Here is a 14,594-nt window from a genome sequence, read left to right on the forward strand (position 1 = left end):
GAGAGGGGCCCGCCGTGCCTATCCGTGGTGGACTGCCACCGCGCAACCCGCGCTTCGCCGGCCGGGAGGACCTGCTCAGCGACATTCGCACGCTGCTCGGCAACGGTCCCGTGGCACTGTTGCCGGCGGCCGACCACCAACTCGGTGGCACGGGACGAACCCAGCTCGCGGTTGAGTATGCCTATCGGTACGCCGACACGTACGACCTTGTCTGGTGGATTCCCGCGGAACAGACGGCGGGCATGCGCGCCTCGCTGGCCGGACTGGCCCAGCGACTCGGTCTGCCCGAGGCCCGCGACATCAACCGCACGCTGGGCGCGGTCCGGGACGCGCTGAGCCGCGGCGAGCCGTACCGGAACTGGCTGGTCGTCTTCGAGAACGCCAACCGGCCCGAGGACATCAAGCCGTACCTGCCCAGCGGCGCGGGGCACGTGCTGGTCACCTCGCGCAACCCGCGCTGGACGTCGGAGCTGGCCCAGGCCATGCCGGTGCCGGTGTTCGACCGGGCGGACAGTGTGGACTTCCTGCGCCGGCGGCTGCCGGAGATGTCCGCCGCGGACGCCGAACGCCTGGCCGACCGGCTCCAGGACGTGCCGATGGCGTTGCACCAGGCGGCCGCGGTGCGGCTGGCGGCCGGCTGGTCCACGGCGGAATACCTGCGGCGGTACGACGAGCGGGCGGCCGAGCTGGCCTTCCCCACCCCGATCCGGGTGGCCTGGGGGCTGGCCGCGGACGCCCTGAGCGCCGCCTCGATGCCGGCCGCGCAACTGCTGGAGATGTGCGCGTTCCTGGCCAGCACCCCGGTGTCGTGGCAGCTGCTGTGGGCTGCCCGCGGCCGTGACCTGCCCGAGGAGCTGCAGCCGACGATCCGGCTGGAGCGCCGGCTGCGCGCCGCGATGCGCCTGATCGGCCGGTACGGGCTGGCCGACCTCGACCCGTCGGGCGAGCGCCTGCACGTGCACCCGCTGGTCCGCGGCATGCTCGCCCAGGAGCTCAGCTCGGAACGGCACGCCGCGCAGATGCGCGCCGTGCGCGGGATGCTGGCCTCGGCCGACCCCGGCGACCCGGACGCGCCCACCGCCTGGCCCCGGTACGCCGAGATCGTCCCCCACCTGGTGCACTCGGACGCGCTCGGCGGCGCCGGCGAGGAGTCCCGCCAGCTGGTCGTGCACTGCGTCCGCTACCTCTACGCCAGCGGCGACTACGACTCCAGCCGCGACCTGGCCAGCCAGGCGGTGGCCCGCTGGCAGGACACCGTGGGCGAGACCGACGAGCAGACCCTGCTGGCCTCCTTCCACCTGGCCAACGCGCTGCGGGCGGTGGGCCGGATCCCGGAGGCCCGCGGCCTCAACGCGCAGACGTTGCGGCTGCAGCGCGAGGTGCTCGGCGGGGACGACGAGACGACCCTGGCCACCGCCAACAGCGTCGGCGCCGACCTGCGCATGCAGGGCCACTTCGAGCAGGCCCGGCTGCTGGACTCGGACAACCTGGTGCGCTACCGGCGGCTCTACGGCGACAGCTATCCGACCGCCCTGCGCTGCGCCAACAACCTGGCCGCCGACCTGCGGCTGCTCGGTGACTTCCGGGGCGCCAAGGCGCTCGACGAGCAGACCCTCAAGCACCGGTCGTCGGTGCTGGTGGAGAACCACCCGGAGATCATCTCGTCGCGTGGCGCGCTGGCCTTCGACCTGGTCGGGATGGGCGACTTCGCCCACGCCGCCGAGGTGCTGTCGGTGCCGCACAGCCTGGACTCGGACCACCCGATGGTGTTGCTGCTGCGCCGGTTCGTGGCGCTGGCGGCCCGCCGCCGCGGCCAGGCTCACGCCCGCAAGCTGGCCCAGGCCAACGTGGACCGGTTCCGGCAGCGTTTCGGTGACCTGAACGCGGAGACCCTCGGCGCGATCGTCGGGCTGGCCAACTGCGCCCGGGCCGACGGCGACCTGGAGGGCGCGCACCGGCTGCTGGAACGGGTGGTCGCCCGCTATCACGCGGTGCTCGGCGACGATCACCCGTTCACGCTGGCCGCGTCGGCCAACCTGGCCGGGGTGGTGCGGGCGACCGGGCGGTTCGCCGAGGCGCGGACCATCGACACCGAGGCGCTGGTCGGGTTGCGGCGCAGTGTCGGCCCCGACCACCCGTTCACGTTGTCCTGTGCCAACGGGATGGCCGCCGACCTGCGGCACACCGGCGAGGGGCAGCAGGCGCGGGAGATCGCGGCGGACACGCTGGTGCGCTCGCGGACGGTACGCGGTTCCGACCATCCGGAGACCGCCGCCTGCGCCTGGAACGTGGCCTTGGACGCGGGCGACGACACCGCTCAGGAGCAGGAGATGACCGCGCTCACGAAGGCGTACGGGGAAAACCACCCCATCCTGGCCCGCGCGGCCCGCGGCGAACGTCTGGAGACCGAGATCGATCTACCGCCCCTGTAGGGCGTCCTGGCGGGCGAGCAGGTCGGTGAGGTCGGTGGCCGGCATCGGCCGGGCGAAGTGGTAGCCCTGGGCCTGAGCGCAGTCCAGCTCGCGGAGCCGGGCCGCCTGCAGCGCGTCCTCGACGCCCTCGGCGACCGGCGACAGGTCGAAGGTGCGGGCGATCTGCAGCACCGCCTCGGCCACCGACGCGCCCGTCGTCTCCTGCATCGCGGCCACGAACGAGCGGTCGATCTTCACCACGTCGACCGGCAGCGTGCCCAGGTGGCTGAGCGACGAGAAGCCGGTGCCGAAGTCGTCCAGCGCGATGCGTACGCCCAGGGTCTTGAGCGAGCTCAGCACCCGCGCCGACTCGGCCAGATCGGTCAGCGCGACCGACTCGGTCAGCTCCAGCACCAGCAGGTGCGGCGGCAGCCCGGTGCGCTCCAGCACGCCGCGCACCTCGTCGACCAGGTCGGGCCGGCTCAGCTGGGAGGCGGACAGGTTGACGTTCAGCTCGAAGCCCGGGTGCGACCGCTGCCAGCCGGCCGCCTGCCGGCACGCCTCCTCGAGCACCCAGCCGCCGATCCGGGGCAGCAGCCCGATCTGCTCGGCCAGGTCGAGGAAGGCGGCCGGGGCGAGCAGGCCACGGGTCGGGTGCCGCCAGCGGATCAGCGCCTCGACGCCGACCGTGTGCTCCCCGTCCAGGTCGACGATCGGCTGGTAGTGCACCTCGAACTCGTTCTCGTCGGCGGCCCGGCGCAGGTCGGCCTCGTCCCGGCGCTGCTGCTCGGCCAGTGCGAACTGGGCCGGGTCGAACCGCCGGGCCACGCCCTTGCCGTCGGCCTTGGCCTGGTAGAGGGCCACGTCGGCGTCGCGCATGACCGCGTCCACCGGCATCCCGCCGCCCCGGGCGAAGGCGATGCCGGCGCTGGCCTGGATGCTGAGCACGGTGTCGCCGACGGTCAGCGGCGCGGCCAGGTCCCGCAGGATCCGGTTGGCGACGGTGTCGGCGACGGTGTCGTCGGTCAGCCGGGGGAGCAGCACCACGAACTCGTCGCCGCCCAGCCGGGACACGGTGTCGTTGCCGCGTACGTTGGCGTTCAGCCGCTCCGCCGTCTTGATCAGCAACTCGTCCCCGGCGGCGTGGCCGTACGTGTCGTTGACCTCCTTGAAGCCGTCCAGGTCGACCAGGATCACCGCGGTGATCGTGTCGTCGGCGTCGGAGAGCGCGTCGGTGGCGTGGTTCATGAAGAGCTTGCGGTTGCCGAGCTCGGTCAGCGGGTCGAAGAACGCCTGCCGGGTGAGGATGGCGCGCTGCTTGGTCAGGTCGCGCATCAGCCGGTCGTTGGTGCGGGCGCCGAGGAACTGCCGGATCAGGATGACGCTGGACACGGCGATCAGCAGCCCGGTGAGCTCGGGGGAGACCTCGCCGTCCCGGTGGTACCACCAGCCGGCCATGAGCACGGCCGACGCGATCGGCGCGTACTGCAGCAGCGGCCAGCGTTCGGCCAGCAGGATGACGCCGACGCCGAGGACGGCCACCACGCCGATCGGCAGCAGCAGGGAGGTCCGGTCCTGGAACAGGGCCGGCCAGGTGAGCATGAGCAACGATCCGAAGACCATGCAGGCGTCGACCACTCGCCGCACCCGGTCCATCGTCGTCCTCTGCCCCATCGGCTCGTCACCTCCGGCCGACAGATCGGTCCCTGGCGCGCCCACCTGAGAAGTGTCAGCCGGCAATCCACCGGATCACACGAACCGGTTCACAGCCGACCTGCGCCAAGGCCACGACCTCCTCGGCCCGCGTAGTCACCCCAGCGGCGATGATCAGCGGCGTCAATTCAAGATCAGGATCTTTGCCCGGGTACGCGCGCGGAATTGTCCCGTAGTCACCCGCGAGGAGGGCGGCCTCGACGGCCGCAGCGCGCGTCTCGCGTGTCTGCGCGGTCGCGCTCTCGATCTTGATCGGGTCGCGGGTGCCGCCACCTCCCCCACCCCTGTACTGGGTGGGCGCCAACGTAGCGCGCCCCTCCGGCAATTCCGCCGCGTCGTCCACAGCCGCGCCGCCACGCAGCAGATTGTGGATGGCCACGAGCCGCGGCGAGTGCGACAGAGCGCGCCGCCCATCCGTGATCAGCCGCGACCTCACCGGCCCCACCGGATCCCCCCGCTGGAACGCCGCGACCAGCGAGTCCACATCCGGACGCATGTTCCGGATCCGCCACCGCACGTAATGATCATCGTTGGCCAGGCGGGCCAGATGCGTGATGCGCGGCTCACACTCCTCGGCGACCCACGGCCGCACCTCGTCCAGCAGCGCCCCCGTGAACCGCCGCCCCGCCGCGGTCAGCCGCCCGCCCGCCAGCAGACGTTCCGCCGTGGCGGCCACCGCCTCCCGCCACCGGCAGAACTCGAAGATCGCCAACGGCTCTCCGGTCGCCCGGGCCTCGGCCCGCCAGAACCGGGTAACGGCCAGATAGGCGTACGCGCCGTGCAATATGCCGGACTCCGGCCGCGGATCGTCCCGCCACGGCGAATACCCCCGTTCGCCCGGCTCGGCGCACAGGTCGAACAGGTGCGCGGTGGCGTTGAGCAGGCTGTGCTGGGCCTCGTGGAGCAGCCCGACCGCGAATCCGGCGGGGTCGGCGGGCCGGGAGATCGCCACCGCGCCGAAGGCGTCGGCCGAGGTCGCGCTGATCCCGCCCGCGCCGGCGTCCGCCTCGACCGGCACGACGCAGGTCAGCACGTCGGCGAGCAGCAGCGCGGCGGCCCGGTGCCGGGTGACGAGCAGGCGCCACGCCGCGGTCAGGCATTCCTGCCAGTGCTTCACTTCAAGATCATCGAGGGGTACGGACGGAGCCAGGCCCAGCAACCCCCGGCGTTCGTCGCGGTCGTCCAGGCGTACCCGAAAAGTGATCTTGTCGTGCTCGGCGGTGAGCAACCGGACGCCGGGCCGAGTGGCCGGTGGCGGCCCGGTGATCCGCCCGCGCAGCCGGGCCGCCGCCCACGCCCCGAGGAGCGGGTCGTCCACGTCCGTTTCCGTGGGCCCGTCGTCGCTCAGCGCACGCAGCAGAAGCAGATTCCGGCTGCGCTCGCCCCGCCGCAATTCGTCGATTACGCGCCGTGATGGCCGACCCGCGCCAAGGCTCGCGAATTCACCATCGGTCAGCGCGTGCCCACGCACGTCACAGCGCCGAATTGAAGCCGGCGATCGGTTCGTCCGGGCTGGTCAGGTCGTCGGCAATACGTCGCAGCGAACGGGCCAGAACTGTGTCGTCACCATCGGTGAGTGCGGCGAGTTCCGTCAGCGTAAACCCGGAGACATCGACCATCTCCGAGCGCCATTCCGCGGGGTGTTCCTCGTCGGTCAACGGGGCTCCTCCTGCCGAGTCGGATGTTTGCCGACCGGCAACCGTCAATGTATGCCGTACCAGTGGCGAATTCGCCGTGGGGGATGCGCCCCGAATGCGAATTTGCCACTGGGCATACATTACGCACCGGTCGCTAGTACGGGTGACCTCGTGGCACGCGCGCACACCGGGTGACGCTGAGTTGCACGTCCGTGATCTCATAGGACGCCAACACAGAAGAAAGTCGGCAACGGAGGACAAAACTGTGCTTGGTCGCAATCTGGACGACGGCGTGGAGGCGTCGGAGCGTTCCTGGAGCTCACCGCCTTCCGGCCGGGCCGAGGCGACGGCCACGCTGGCCGATCGCGTGGCCCGGCTGTCCGCGTCGGCTACCGGCGGTGACGGCACGATCCGGGTCCGGGTCGACAGCGGTGGCGCGATCACCCAGCTGGAGTTGCCCGACGCCGAGCTCGCCGCGGAGATCCTGCGGACCATCCGCCGCGCCCAGGCCGGGCTGGCCGAGCAGGTCGAGCTGGCGGTGAACGAGACCGTCGGCCCCGAGTCGGAGACCGGCCGCGCGGTGCTGGAGAGCTTCGCCCAGCGTTTTCCCGCGGTGCCGGGGGACGAGCCGGCCGCTCCGGTCATGCCGTCGCCGCCGCCGTTCCCGACATTCCAGAGCCGGCCGTCTCTGCCGCACCAGTCGCCCGGCAACGGCTTCGAGAGTGGGCGGGACAGCCGAGCGCGTTGAGCCATCGACCATTACGGTCGGTATCCAGGGGGAACGGATCCGTGCCGGCGTCGCGGGGACGCTGTGCGGACGCTTGTCGAAAGGGGACGGGAAGTAGTGAACACACCGCTGCCGAGCCGCGGTCCGGCGCCGCCGGTCGAGACCATGAACAACGCGGAGCTGGCCCGGCTGGTCGAGTCGGAGCACCCGTACCGGGGTAAGGCCCTGTTCGAACTTTCCGACCGCATCGCGCACGACGACGACGCGGCGACGAAGGTGGCGATGCTCAGCCGCCTGACATCGCTGCGGGCGGCGCGTTTGTTCGACCGGGTGTCGCTGGCCTGGTCCGGAATAATCGCGCTGCTCGCGGCCGAGACGGAACACGCACGGACGTCGGCGTACGAGGCTTTCTATGCTCTGGATCCGGCCGAGCAGCGCGACATGCTCGACTATCTGGAGGTCACGGCGATCGAGGAGGCCCACCCGCGCATCGCGTGAGCGGGCCCCCGGCTGCGTCAGGCGACGACCTTGACGTCCTTCCAGAAGGCGACCCGGTCACGGACGGCCTTGGCGTCCGGCTTCGGCTCGGGGTAGAACCAGACCGCGTCCTGGGTGTGGTGGTCCCCCGACTCGAGCGTGTAGTAGGACGCTTTGCCCTTCCACGGGCAGACGGTGTGCGTGTCGGAGGGGCGCAGCACTTCCTCGCGCAGCGACCCGCGCGGGAAGTAGGTGACGCCTTCGACAACCACGGTGTCGTCGCTCTCGGCGATGATCTCGTCGTTCCAGATGGCCTTCGGCATAGCTCGAACGTAGCGCGTGCGACGCCCGCGGTCCGATATGCGGGGTTTATTCAGCTCCGCGGGGTGAATCGCGGTGCGTCGCACGGACATTGCCGCTCCGGTAGGCGAAGATCTAGTGTCGACCGGCGTACCCCCCGACGAAGGCTGCCGAGATGACCCGCCAGAGCACGCTGCCCAGCCTGCGAGAGCAGGCCCGGCACGCACTGCTGCTGCTTGGCGTGCCCGCTCCGGCCCGCCTGGTCGTCGACGTCCACGCGGCGTTCTTCGACGGCGACCTGTCGGTTCCGGCGCTGGCCGCCCTGATGCGCGAAGACGAGCGCGCCCACGCCGAGCGCCCGCGTTCCGCTGCGGCTCCTCCCCGCGCTGAGCCTGCGCCTTCTCCTCGCGCTTCGCACGCTTCTCCCGGCGAGCCTGCGCCTTCTCCTCGCGCTTCGCACGCTCCTCCCGGCGAGCCTGCGCCGTCCCCTCGCGCTTCGCACGCTTCTCCCGCCGAGCCTGCGGGTTCTCCGCTCGCCGAGCCTTCACTCGGCGAGGGGCGTTCTCTCAGCGACGGGCGTTCTCTCGGCGGGCGGGCCACCGACGCGGCGGGCCCACTCACCGACCCGGATGGCGCCGCTACGGCCTCGGCCACCCACCCGGCCCGGGGTGAGGACGGGACTCTGCCGCGCCCGTACCTCATATGTCCTGCTCTTCAGCAAGACCTCACCCCGGCGCGCGGAATCGTCACGCTCTCGACGTGGTCCCTCGACGAGCGCCTGAGTACGCCCGCGGTCGCCCGCGCCCACGCGCTGGTCGCGACCGTCCGCATCGCCGAGTTCGCCGCGGTCTGCCAGGGCGCCAGTGCCGGAGCCCACGAACTCCTGCGCCGCCTGGCCGCCGACGTCCCCGGCGGCCCCGAGTCCCTCGACCTGGCCGCGGCCGCCCGTGCCGCCCTCGACGCCCCGGCCCTGGCCGCAACCGCCGCCGCCGAGGAACCGGCCCGCACCGAGGCCCTGTCCCGCGCCGAACTCCTCGACGACCACCGCCGCCTCTTCGGCCTCCCGTCCGTCCCCCACCAGCGAGGCGGCGCGTGACCGACACCCTTCCGCGCCACCCCGCCTCCGACCCCGCACGGCCCGGCCGCGCCCCGGTCGATCCGGCATCGCCCGGTTCCGTCGCGCCGGGTTCCGTCTCGGCTGGCCGCGGTTCTGTCGATCCGGCATCGGCCGGTTCCGTCGCGCCGGGTTCCGTCCCAGGTGGCCGCGGTTCCGTCGATCCCGCGCTTGAACGGCTGCGGGGAAGCACGCCGCGGAAGCGGCACAACGCCCGCACGATCGCCGCGCTCACCGGCAACCCCGGCTGCAACCGGCGGGCAGTGCTCGACGCGGCCGGCATCGACAAGCCGGGGCTCTCTGAGCGGGTCGGCTTTCCCGGACAGTTCGGCCAGTCCCGGTTCGCCCTGGCCCGCGGCAACGGCTTCGAAGCCATGCTGAAGGCCGACGACGGCGCCCAACTGCTCGCCGCGCTCGGCTACCCGGCGCTCAAGGTCGGCTACGACGACCTGGGCGCCGACGCCGACGAGACGCTCACCGAACGCCACGCCCGCACCCGAGCGCTGCTCGGCGACGCGGCCGGTGCCGCCCTGATCGACCACCCCCTACTCACCTTGGACGTGGCCGGCCAGACCGTCTTCCTCGAACCGGACCTGATCGCCTTCCAGCGGGCCGGCCGCCTCCAGGTCGTCGAGATCAAGTCGTTCGCGATCATCGACGGCCAGGCGGACAGCGCGAAGGTCTCCGCCGCGGCCACCCAGGCCGCCGTCTATGTGCTCGCCCTACGCAACCTCCTCGCCTCGCTCGGTCAGGACCCCGGCCTGGTCAGCCACGAGGTCGTGCTGGTCTGCCCGGAGAACTTCTCGTTCAGCCCGGTCGCCGTGGTGCTCGACGTGCGCAAGCAACTCGCCACCCTCCGCCGCCAACTCGCCCGCATGGCGTCGGCCGCGGCGCTGGTCGCCGCGCTGCCCCCGGACCTGTCCTTCGATCTCGCCCTGCCGCCCGAGAAGCTGACGGCCGCCCTGGCTGAGGTCACCGCCCGCTACGCGCCGGAGTGCCTCTCGGCGTGTGAAATGGCGGCGTTCTGCCGGGACGAGGCCGCGGGCACGACGGCCGCGCTGGGCCGGCCGGTCCGCGACGCGCTGGGTGGGGTCGCGACGGTGTCCGAGGCGCTGGACCTGGCCGGTGGCGCTCGCGCGTCGGACGAGGACCAGCAGGAGGCGGCCGCTCTGCTCCGGACCGCCGCGCGCCTGCGCGCCGAGGCGCTGGGCCAGTCTGCTCCGTGAGCACGCTGACCGCCCTGGCCCGGGCGCAGGCCGTCGTCTCGGGCGAGGCCGAGGCGATCGCGACCGTACGCCACCTGCACTTGCACCGACGCCCGTTCGTCTTCGTCCCGCTGGCCATGGCCGGCGAGGCCAACGCCCCGCTGGCCGCCCTGGCCGGCGCCTCGCAGATGTCGCCGACGCTGCTCGTCGTGCCTCAGCCCCGCAACCGCGACCAGCGTTTCCGCTTCGCCGCCGAGCTGGCCGAGGTGCTCCTGCCGTACGTGGACTCGTTCACCGGCGTCTCCGAACCGATCGCCGTCGACCGCGGCAAGGACGTCCGTTACCGCTTTGTCGACGCCCCGCAGCTCTGGGTGCCGAACACCGGCGGCGTCGACTTCGTCAAGCTGCTCGGCCGCTCGACCCGGTTCCGCCGGATCGACGGCGACTACCCGGTGCCTCCGGGCGTGCCGCTGCTCGGGCGGTGGCTGACCTTCTTTGCCCAGTCGGCCGAGGTGCCGGGCGCGTCGCTGCTGCTCAACGTCGTGCAGGCGCTCGGGTTGCACTGGGCCACCGGGCAGAGCGGAGCCGAGGACGCGCAGCTCGCGGCCCAGCTCGCCTGGATCTCGCCGCCGCGTGGGATGTCCGGCCGGGACGCCGCCCGGGCGGCCGAAGGCGCCGCGGCTGGTCCGGCCACCGACCCCGAGTTCGACAACAAGGTGCTGGCGCCGCTGATGGAAGCGGACGACGTGCCCGGGCTGACCGAGGCGCTGCGGGAGGTGCTGCGGCCGACCTGGGACCAGGTGTGGCTCGCGTTGTCTCTGCTGCGGGCGCTGCCGGCCGGCGCGCGGGTGGCCTCGCGCTGGGACGCCGACCGGGACAGCTTCTCGGCCTTCGTCACCGGCATCGAGGAGGGCCTTCCGCCGCAACCCCGGCGGGACGGGGCCGTGGCCGCGGCGTCGCGCCTGCACCGCCTGGAGAACGCGGCCACCCGGTACGCCGTCCAGCGCGCCTTCGACGATCCGCTGGTGATGGCCGAGCATCGGCTGACCGGTGCCGCGTTCGTCGGGACCGTGACGATGGCCAAGGACGACCGGGTCGACGACACCGGCCGCCGCCCGGTGCTGCGGCCGCGCATCATGGTCGCCACCACCGAGCCGGTACGCGTCGAGCCCGGCGCCGCGCTCACCTCCCCGGCCCGCCCCGCCCAGAAGGCCAAGGTCATCTCGGTCACGCCTACCGCCGACGGGGCCGACGTGCTGCTGGAGCTCACCGGAGGCATGGGCCGGAAACTGGTGGCCGCGCCCGGCAGCGTCCCGGCGGTCGGTGAGCGCCTCCTGCTGACGACGCTGAGTGAGGCCTTCCGCCCCGGCGCGGCCTTCCCCGACCCGGCGCACACCCCTTGGACACACGGCGGTCCGGTGGTTGAGTGATGGAGTGTTCGCCGTCACTCTCGAAGACTGTCGTTGCGAGAGCCTGGCGTTCAGCCCCGACGCGACCCTGCTCGCCGTCGGCGGCTCGAACGGCCTGGTCGGTCTCTGGCGCGTGGACACCGGCCGCCCGCTGCGGCACTTTGTGCACGATCTGCTCGGCCACCCGGTGCGCGCGGTGGCCTTCGCCCCCGACGGCACGCTGCTGGCGGCGGTCGGTGGCGACCACCTGAAAGTGCGTGACCTGCGCACCGGCCGGCTGATTTTCAAGCGCCAGCACCCGGCCGTCCTGACCGCGGTCGCGATCGACGAGACCAGCACCTGCATTGCCACCGCCTGCACCGACGGCACGCTGCGTCTGTGGTCGCGTCGCGGCGAGCTGACCAGCCAGGAGCCGAACGCCTGCACAGCCGAGACGACCCGCCTCACCTTCGCCGGCGATCGCCCGGTGGCCACCGCCGGGCCGGCGGACGCGGTCACCTCGGGCGACGGGCGCTGGACGGCGGTCGTCACCGGCACCGGGGTTCAGGTGCGGTCGACCGTGCCGCGGCCACGGGCGTCATGACGCTTTGAGGTGCGCCAGGATGGCCTGGTTGGCCTCCCAGCCGTCCGGGAACTTGACCGGCACGTTGAGGTGCACCGGCTCGGTCGAGGGATGGGCGTCGAGCAACTCGGCGATGCCGGCCCGGGCGACGACCACGCACGCGTTGCGGTGCCGCGAGGTCAGGACGCACAGCCGGCCCGACTCGAGGTGGAAGGCGGTGGCGTCCTGCCGGCCGGACAGCGGATGCAGGACGATCGTCAGGTCGTACTCACGGCCCTGAAGTCGGTTTGCGGTGTCGACCGTCACGCCGGCGGCCTCGGGCGGCAGGAACGAGCGGATGGCGGCGGCCTGATCGCGGTGCGCGGCGCCGATCGCCACCCGGGCCGGTGTCAGCGGTGCCGATTCGGTGTGGCCGTCACGCGCGAGCGCGCGGGTGGCGAGTTGTGCGCAGGCCGCGGCGGCCTCGGCGTCGGTGCGTACGGTGAATCGGGCCGGCAGCTCGTGCAACCCCCAGCCGGTCGACGCGGCGGTGTCGAGCACCTCGTCGAGGGGTGACGCCGCCGGCCGGCCGAACGACAAGGTGCGATCACCCGGACCGGTGCCCGCCCGGAAGCCGGTGAACGGATAGAACGCCTCGGCCACCACGGGCGCCGCGGACGCCGGGAGCCGCCACGAGACCGGCAACCGATGCACCGGAAGGTCGGGATTGTGCCTGAGCAGCACCGCGACCGCGCTCTGCATCGGGTCCCACGACAGGCCGGTCCAGCGATCCACCTCGACCGTCGAGAACGGGTCGAGCTGGCCCGGGTCGCCGACGAACAGCGCCCGCGCGAACCGTCCCGCCACCCTGAGCAGGGCATCCGACCGCATCTGGTAGGCCTCGTCGACGATCGCCCACGGCCACAGGCCCTCGGTCACCGTCGCCCACTTGGCCGCCGTGCCGATCGTGATCGCCGGGCTGCCCAGGTCGCCCACCTTGGCCCCGACGCGGCACCGCGGATGACCCCGCACCCGCTCGGTCGGCGCGTAGTCGACCGCCGACAGCCGCCCGACCGGCACCTCGGGTGACCTGGTGCCGAGCCGATCGATGAGGTCGTCGACCTGCTCGTTGGTCTGCGCCACGATCATCAATGGCTCGCCGGCCGCGGCCAGCTCACCGGCCGCGCGCACGACCAGCGTGGACTTGCCGGCGCCGGGCGGCGAGTCGACGACCACTCCTCGGTGGTCGCCGGTGGCGAGGTCGCTGAGGACCGCGCCGACGACGTGATCGGCCTCTGCGGACGGGCTCGGGGACAGCGCTGCGATGGGCACGGACGAGACCGTAGCTCGCGCCTCCGACAGTTTTCGGGAGGCTGTGGACAACTTGTTCCCGTCGTACATTTGTTCTAATGTCCCTCACCGCGGCACTCGCTTACGCCCGGCACGGCATCCCCGTCCTGCCGGTGCACAACCCTGTCGCGGACGGAGGGTGTTCATGTGGCAGACCTGGTTGCGACCGGCCCGGGAAGCACCCGTTGCTGCGCCATGGTCTACGCGACGCGAGCACCGACCCGCGACGGATCGAGATGTGGTTCACCCGGTGGCCGCACGCCAATCTGGGCCTGGTCACCGGCGTGGTGATGGATGTCGCCGACGTCGACTCGGTGACCGGCTGGCACGCGCTGCGCCACCTCTTCGGGGGCGCGATGCCGCCGGGGCCCCAGGTCCGCACGGGCGGTGGCGGCTGGCATTTCTGGTTCAGACCCCTGGGGTACGGAAACCGCGTGCGCCTGTTGCCCGGTCTGGATTGGCGTGGCGCCGGTGGCTACGTGGTGGCACCGCCGTCGCGGCACGCGAGTGGTTCCGCCTACACCTGGGTGCGCCGGCCGGGCGGCCCGCTGCCCGAGGGGACGGCCGCGTTGCGGGAGCTGGTGCGCGGTCCGGCGTACGAGCCTCCGGGTGGGGTGATCGAGCATCCGGAGCGTTACGCCGAGGCGGCCCTGACAGCGGCCGTCGAACGGGTGGCGAACGCCCCGATCGGCACCCGCAACGACACGTTGAATCGGGCCGCGTTCGCGCTCGGCCGGCTGGTCGGCGCGGGGCTGCTGTCCCCGGCCGACGTGCGCCGCGAGCTGGAGACGGCGGCGTGGCGATGCGGCCTGGGCCGGGTCGAGGCGCGGGCCACGATCCGGTCCGGTCTCACGGCCGGGACGCGCTCGCCGATCGACGCGGGTCGACGTGGCGTGGCGTGACGTTCCGTGATTGGTCAGGATGGATGGGTGACTCAGGAGCGCAGGTTGAAGGCGTACGAGGTCCAGGTGCCGATCCGGGCCGGCCAGAACGAGGTGTGGGAGGCGGTCACCAAGCCGCCGATGCTGCGTCGATGGTTCGGCTGGGACTATGTGGGGCTCGACGCCGAGATCCAGCAGATCTTCGTGAAGGCGGTGACCAAGGTCGCCCGCGCGAAGCGGATGAGCTGGGCCGACGGGTCCTATCTGGAGATTACCGGCGACGCGTCCGGCAGCGTCGTGCGAGCGGTGCGAGAAGGTCCGGCGGCAACCGGTCCCGAGCAGTTCGACGCGATCGAGGAGGGTTGGAAGGCCTTCCTGGTGCAGTTGCGCTTTCTGCTCGAGCACGACCCGCAGGGGGTACGCCGGACCATCTACCTGACCGGCGAGAGCACCGGGCAGGAGACGCTCGGCCTGGTCGACGCCGAGTGGCAGCGCGTCGGCTCCCGCGTGGCCTGGACCGTCGACGCGGACGCCCACCTGGTGGTGGCCGCGGGCAACCGGCCGCTGGACAGCTCATGGCCGGGCCGTCAGCAGATCACCGTGTCGACCTACGCGCTGTCCGACGCCGAGTTCGAGGCGTGCCGCGACAACTGGGCCAAACGCTGGGCGGCGGCGGCCGACGACGTGGCCGTGACCATCGCCGGTTCCCCCGACCCGGCGGGCTGATCTGGTGGCGGGCTGATCTGGTGGCGGGCTGATCTGGTGGCGGGCTGATCTGGTGGCGGGCTGATCTGGTGGCGGGCTGATCTGGTGGCGGGCTGATCTGGTG

At 72.4% G+C, this 14,594-nt stretch carries 14 protein-coding genes; 9 read left to right on the forward strand and 5 right to left on the reverse strand.

Going from position 1 to position 14,594, the window contains the following annotated elements; all coding sequences use genetic code 11:
* The first annotated feature begins 14 nt into the window (after positions 1-14).
* Positions 15-2,432: an FxSxx-COOH system tetratricopeptide repeat protein gene (gene fxsT, locus ACGFIO_RS32215; RefSeq protein ID WP_392831917.1), complete on the forward strand. Its 2,418-nt coding sequence runs from the start codon at positions 15-17 to the stop codon at positions 2,430-2,432.
* Here the strand turns inward: fxsT and ACGFIO_RS32220 are convergent.
* The 3 genes from ACGFIO_RS32220 to fxsA form a co-directional block, all read right to left on the reverse strand.
* Complete coding sequence (locus tag ACGFIO_RS32220) at positions 2,418-4,085, reverse strand: putative bifunctional diguanylate cyclase/phosphodiesterase (RefSeq protein WP_392831919.1); 1,668 nt, start codon at positions 4,083-4,085, stop codon at positions 2,418-2,420. The two genes, fxsT and ACGFIO_RS32220, sit on opposite strands and share 15 nt — an antisense overlap.
* A gap of 55 nt (positions 4,086-4,140) precedes the next feature.
* Entirely contained in the window at positions 4,141-5,442 is a 1,302-nt protein-coding gene (locus tag ACGFIO_RS32225; protein WP_392831920.1) for an aKG-HExxH-type peptide beta-hydroxylase, read from the reverse strand.
* Between the two features lie 154 nt (positions 5,443-5,596).
* On the reverse strand, positions 5,597-5,782 hold the full coding sequence (gene fxsA, locus ACGFIO_RS32230) for an FxSxx-COOH cyclophane-containing RiPP peptide (RefSeq protein ID WP_392831923.1): 186 nt from the start codon (positions 5,780-5,782) through the stop codon (positions 5,597-5,599).
* A 244-nt stretch (positions 5,783-6,026) separates the two neighbouring features.
* Here fxsA and ACGFIO_RS32235 point away from each other — a divergent pair, with 244 nt between their 5' ends.
* Positions 6,027-6,509 (forward strand): hypothetical protein, encoded by a 483-nt coding sequence (locus tag ACGFIO_RS32235; protein ID WP_392831926.1) that lies wholly within the window; start codon positions 6,027-6,029, stop codon positions 6,507-6,509.
* 96 nt (positions 6,510-6,605) lie between these two features.
* The gene (locus ACGFIO_RS32240) at positions 6,606-6,986 is read left to right on the forward strand and encodes a hypothetical protein (RefSeq protein WP_392831929.1); all 381 of its coding nucleotides are present in this window, start codon (positions 6,606-6,608) and stop codon (positions 6,984-6,986) included.
* 17 nt (positions 6,987-7,003) lie between these two features.
* Here ACGFIO_RS32240 and ACGFIO_RS32245 read toward each other — a convergent pair whose 3' ends face one another.
* On the reverse strand, positions 7,004-7,288 hold the full coding sequence (locus ACGFIO_RS32245; RefSeq protein WP_392831932.1) for a DUF427 domain-containing protein: 285 nt from the start codon (positions 7,286-7,288) through the stop codon (positions 7,004-7,006).
* Positions 7,289-7,440: 152 nt separating this feature from the next.
* On the opposite strand from ACGFIO_RS32245, the gene ACGFIO_RS32250 reads away from it, so the two are divergent.
* The 4 genes from ACGFIO_RS32250 (at position 7,441) to ACGFIO_RS32265 (ending at position 11,576) form a co-directional block, all read left to right on the forward strand.
* Entirely contained in the window at positions 7,441-8,361 is a 921-nt protein-coding gene (locus ACGFIO_RS32250) for a hypothetical protein (RefSeq protein ID WP_392831935.1), read from the forward strand.
* A 197-nt stretch (positions 8,362-8,558) separates the two neighbouring features.
* Complete coding sequence (locus ACGFIO_RS32255; protein ID WP_392832048.1) at positions 8,559-9,605, forward strand: hypothetical protein; 1,047 nt, start codon at positions 8,559-8,561, stop codon at positions 9,603-9,605.
* Positions 9,602-11,014, forward strand: a complete 1,413-nt coding sequence (locus ACGFIO_RS32260; protein WP_392831938.1) for a hypothetical protein — start codon at positions 9,602-9,604, stop codon at positions 11,012-11,014. The genes ACGFIO_RS32255 and ACGFIO_RS32260 overlap by 4 nt, the downstream gene beginning before the upstream one ends.
* Positions 11,015-11,018: 4 nt before the next feature.
* Positions 11,019-11,576: a WD40 repeat domain-containing protein gene (locus ACGFIO_RS32265; protein ID WP_392831941.1), complete on the forward strand. Its 558-nt coding sequence runs from the start codon at positions 11,019-11,021 to the stop codon at positions 11,574-11,576.
* Here the strand turns inward: ACGFIO_RS32265 and ACGFIO_RS32270 are convergent.
* Complete coding sequence (locus ACGFIO_RS32270) at positions 11,571-12,866, reverse strand: AAA family ATPase (protein ID WP_392831944.1); 1,296 nt, start codon at positions 12,864-12,866, stop codon at positions 11,571-11,573. The two genes, ACGFIO_RS32265 and ACGFIO_RS32270, sit on opposite strands and share 6 nt — an antisense overlap.
* Before the next feature lie 77 nt (positions 12,867-12,943).
* On the opposite strand from ACGFIO_RS32270, the gene ACGFIO_RS32275 reads away from it, so the two are divergent.
* Together ACGFIO_RS32275 and ACGFIO_RS32280 are read left to right on the forward strand one after the other, a co-directional pair.
* Entirely contained in the window at positions 12,944-13,786 is an 843-nt protein-coding gene (locus tag ACGFIO_RS32275; protein ID WP_392831946.1) for a bifunctional DNA primase/polymerase, read from the forward strand.
* A gap of 27 nt (positions 13,787-13,813) precedes the next feature.
* The gene (locus ACGFIO_RS32280) at positions 13,814-14,491 is read left to right on the forward strand and encodes an activator of HSP90 ATPase (RefSeq protein WP_392831949.1); all 678 of its coding nucleotides are present in this window, start codon (positions 13,814-13,816) and stop codon (positions 14,489-14,491) included.
* Positions 14,492-14,594: the final 103 nt, after the last annotated feature.

Origin of the sequence: Actinoplanes sp. NPDC049265 (assembly GCF_043197135.1) — a bacterium.
GTDB lineage: Bacteria > Actinomycetota > Actinomycetes > Mycobacteriales > Micromonosporaceae > Actinoplanes.

Excerpts from the sequence above, each read along its gene's own strand:
- ACGFIO_RS32275 (WP_392831946.1), top strand. The coding sequence starts at position 12,944 with ATGTCCCTCACCGCGGCACTCGCTTACGCCCGGCACGGCATCCCCGTC.
- ACGFIO_RS32220 (WP_392831919.1), bottom strand. The coding sequence starts at position 4,085 with ATGGGGCAGAGGACGACGATGGACCGGGTGCGGCGAGTGGTCGACGCC.
- ACGFIO_RS32245 (WP_392831932.1), bottom strand. The coding sequence starts at position 7,288 with ATGCCGAAGGCCATCTGGAACGACGAGATCATCGCCGAGAGCGACGAC.
- ACGFIO_RS32250 (WP_392831935.1), top strand. The coding sequence starts at position 7,441 with ATGACCCGCCAGAGCACGCTGCCCAGCCTGCGAGAGCAGGCCCGGCAC.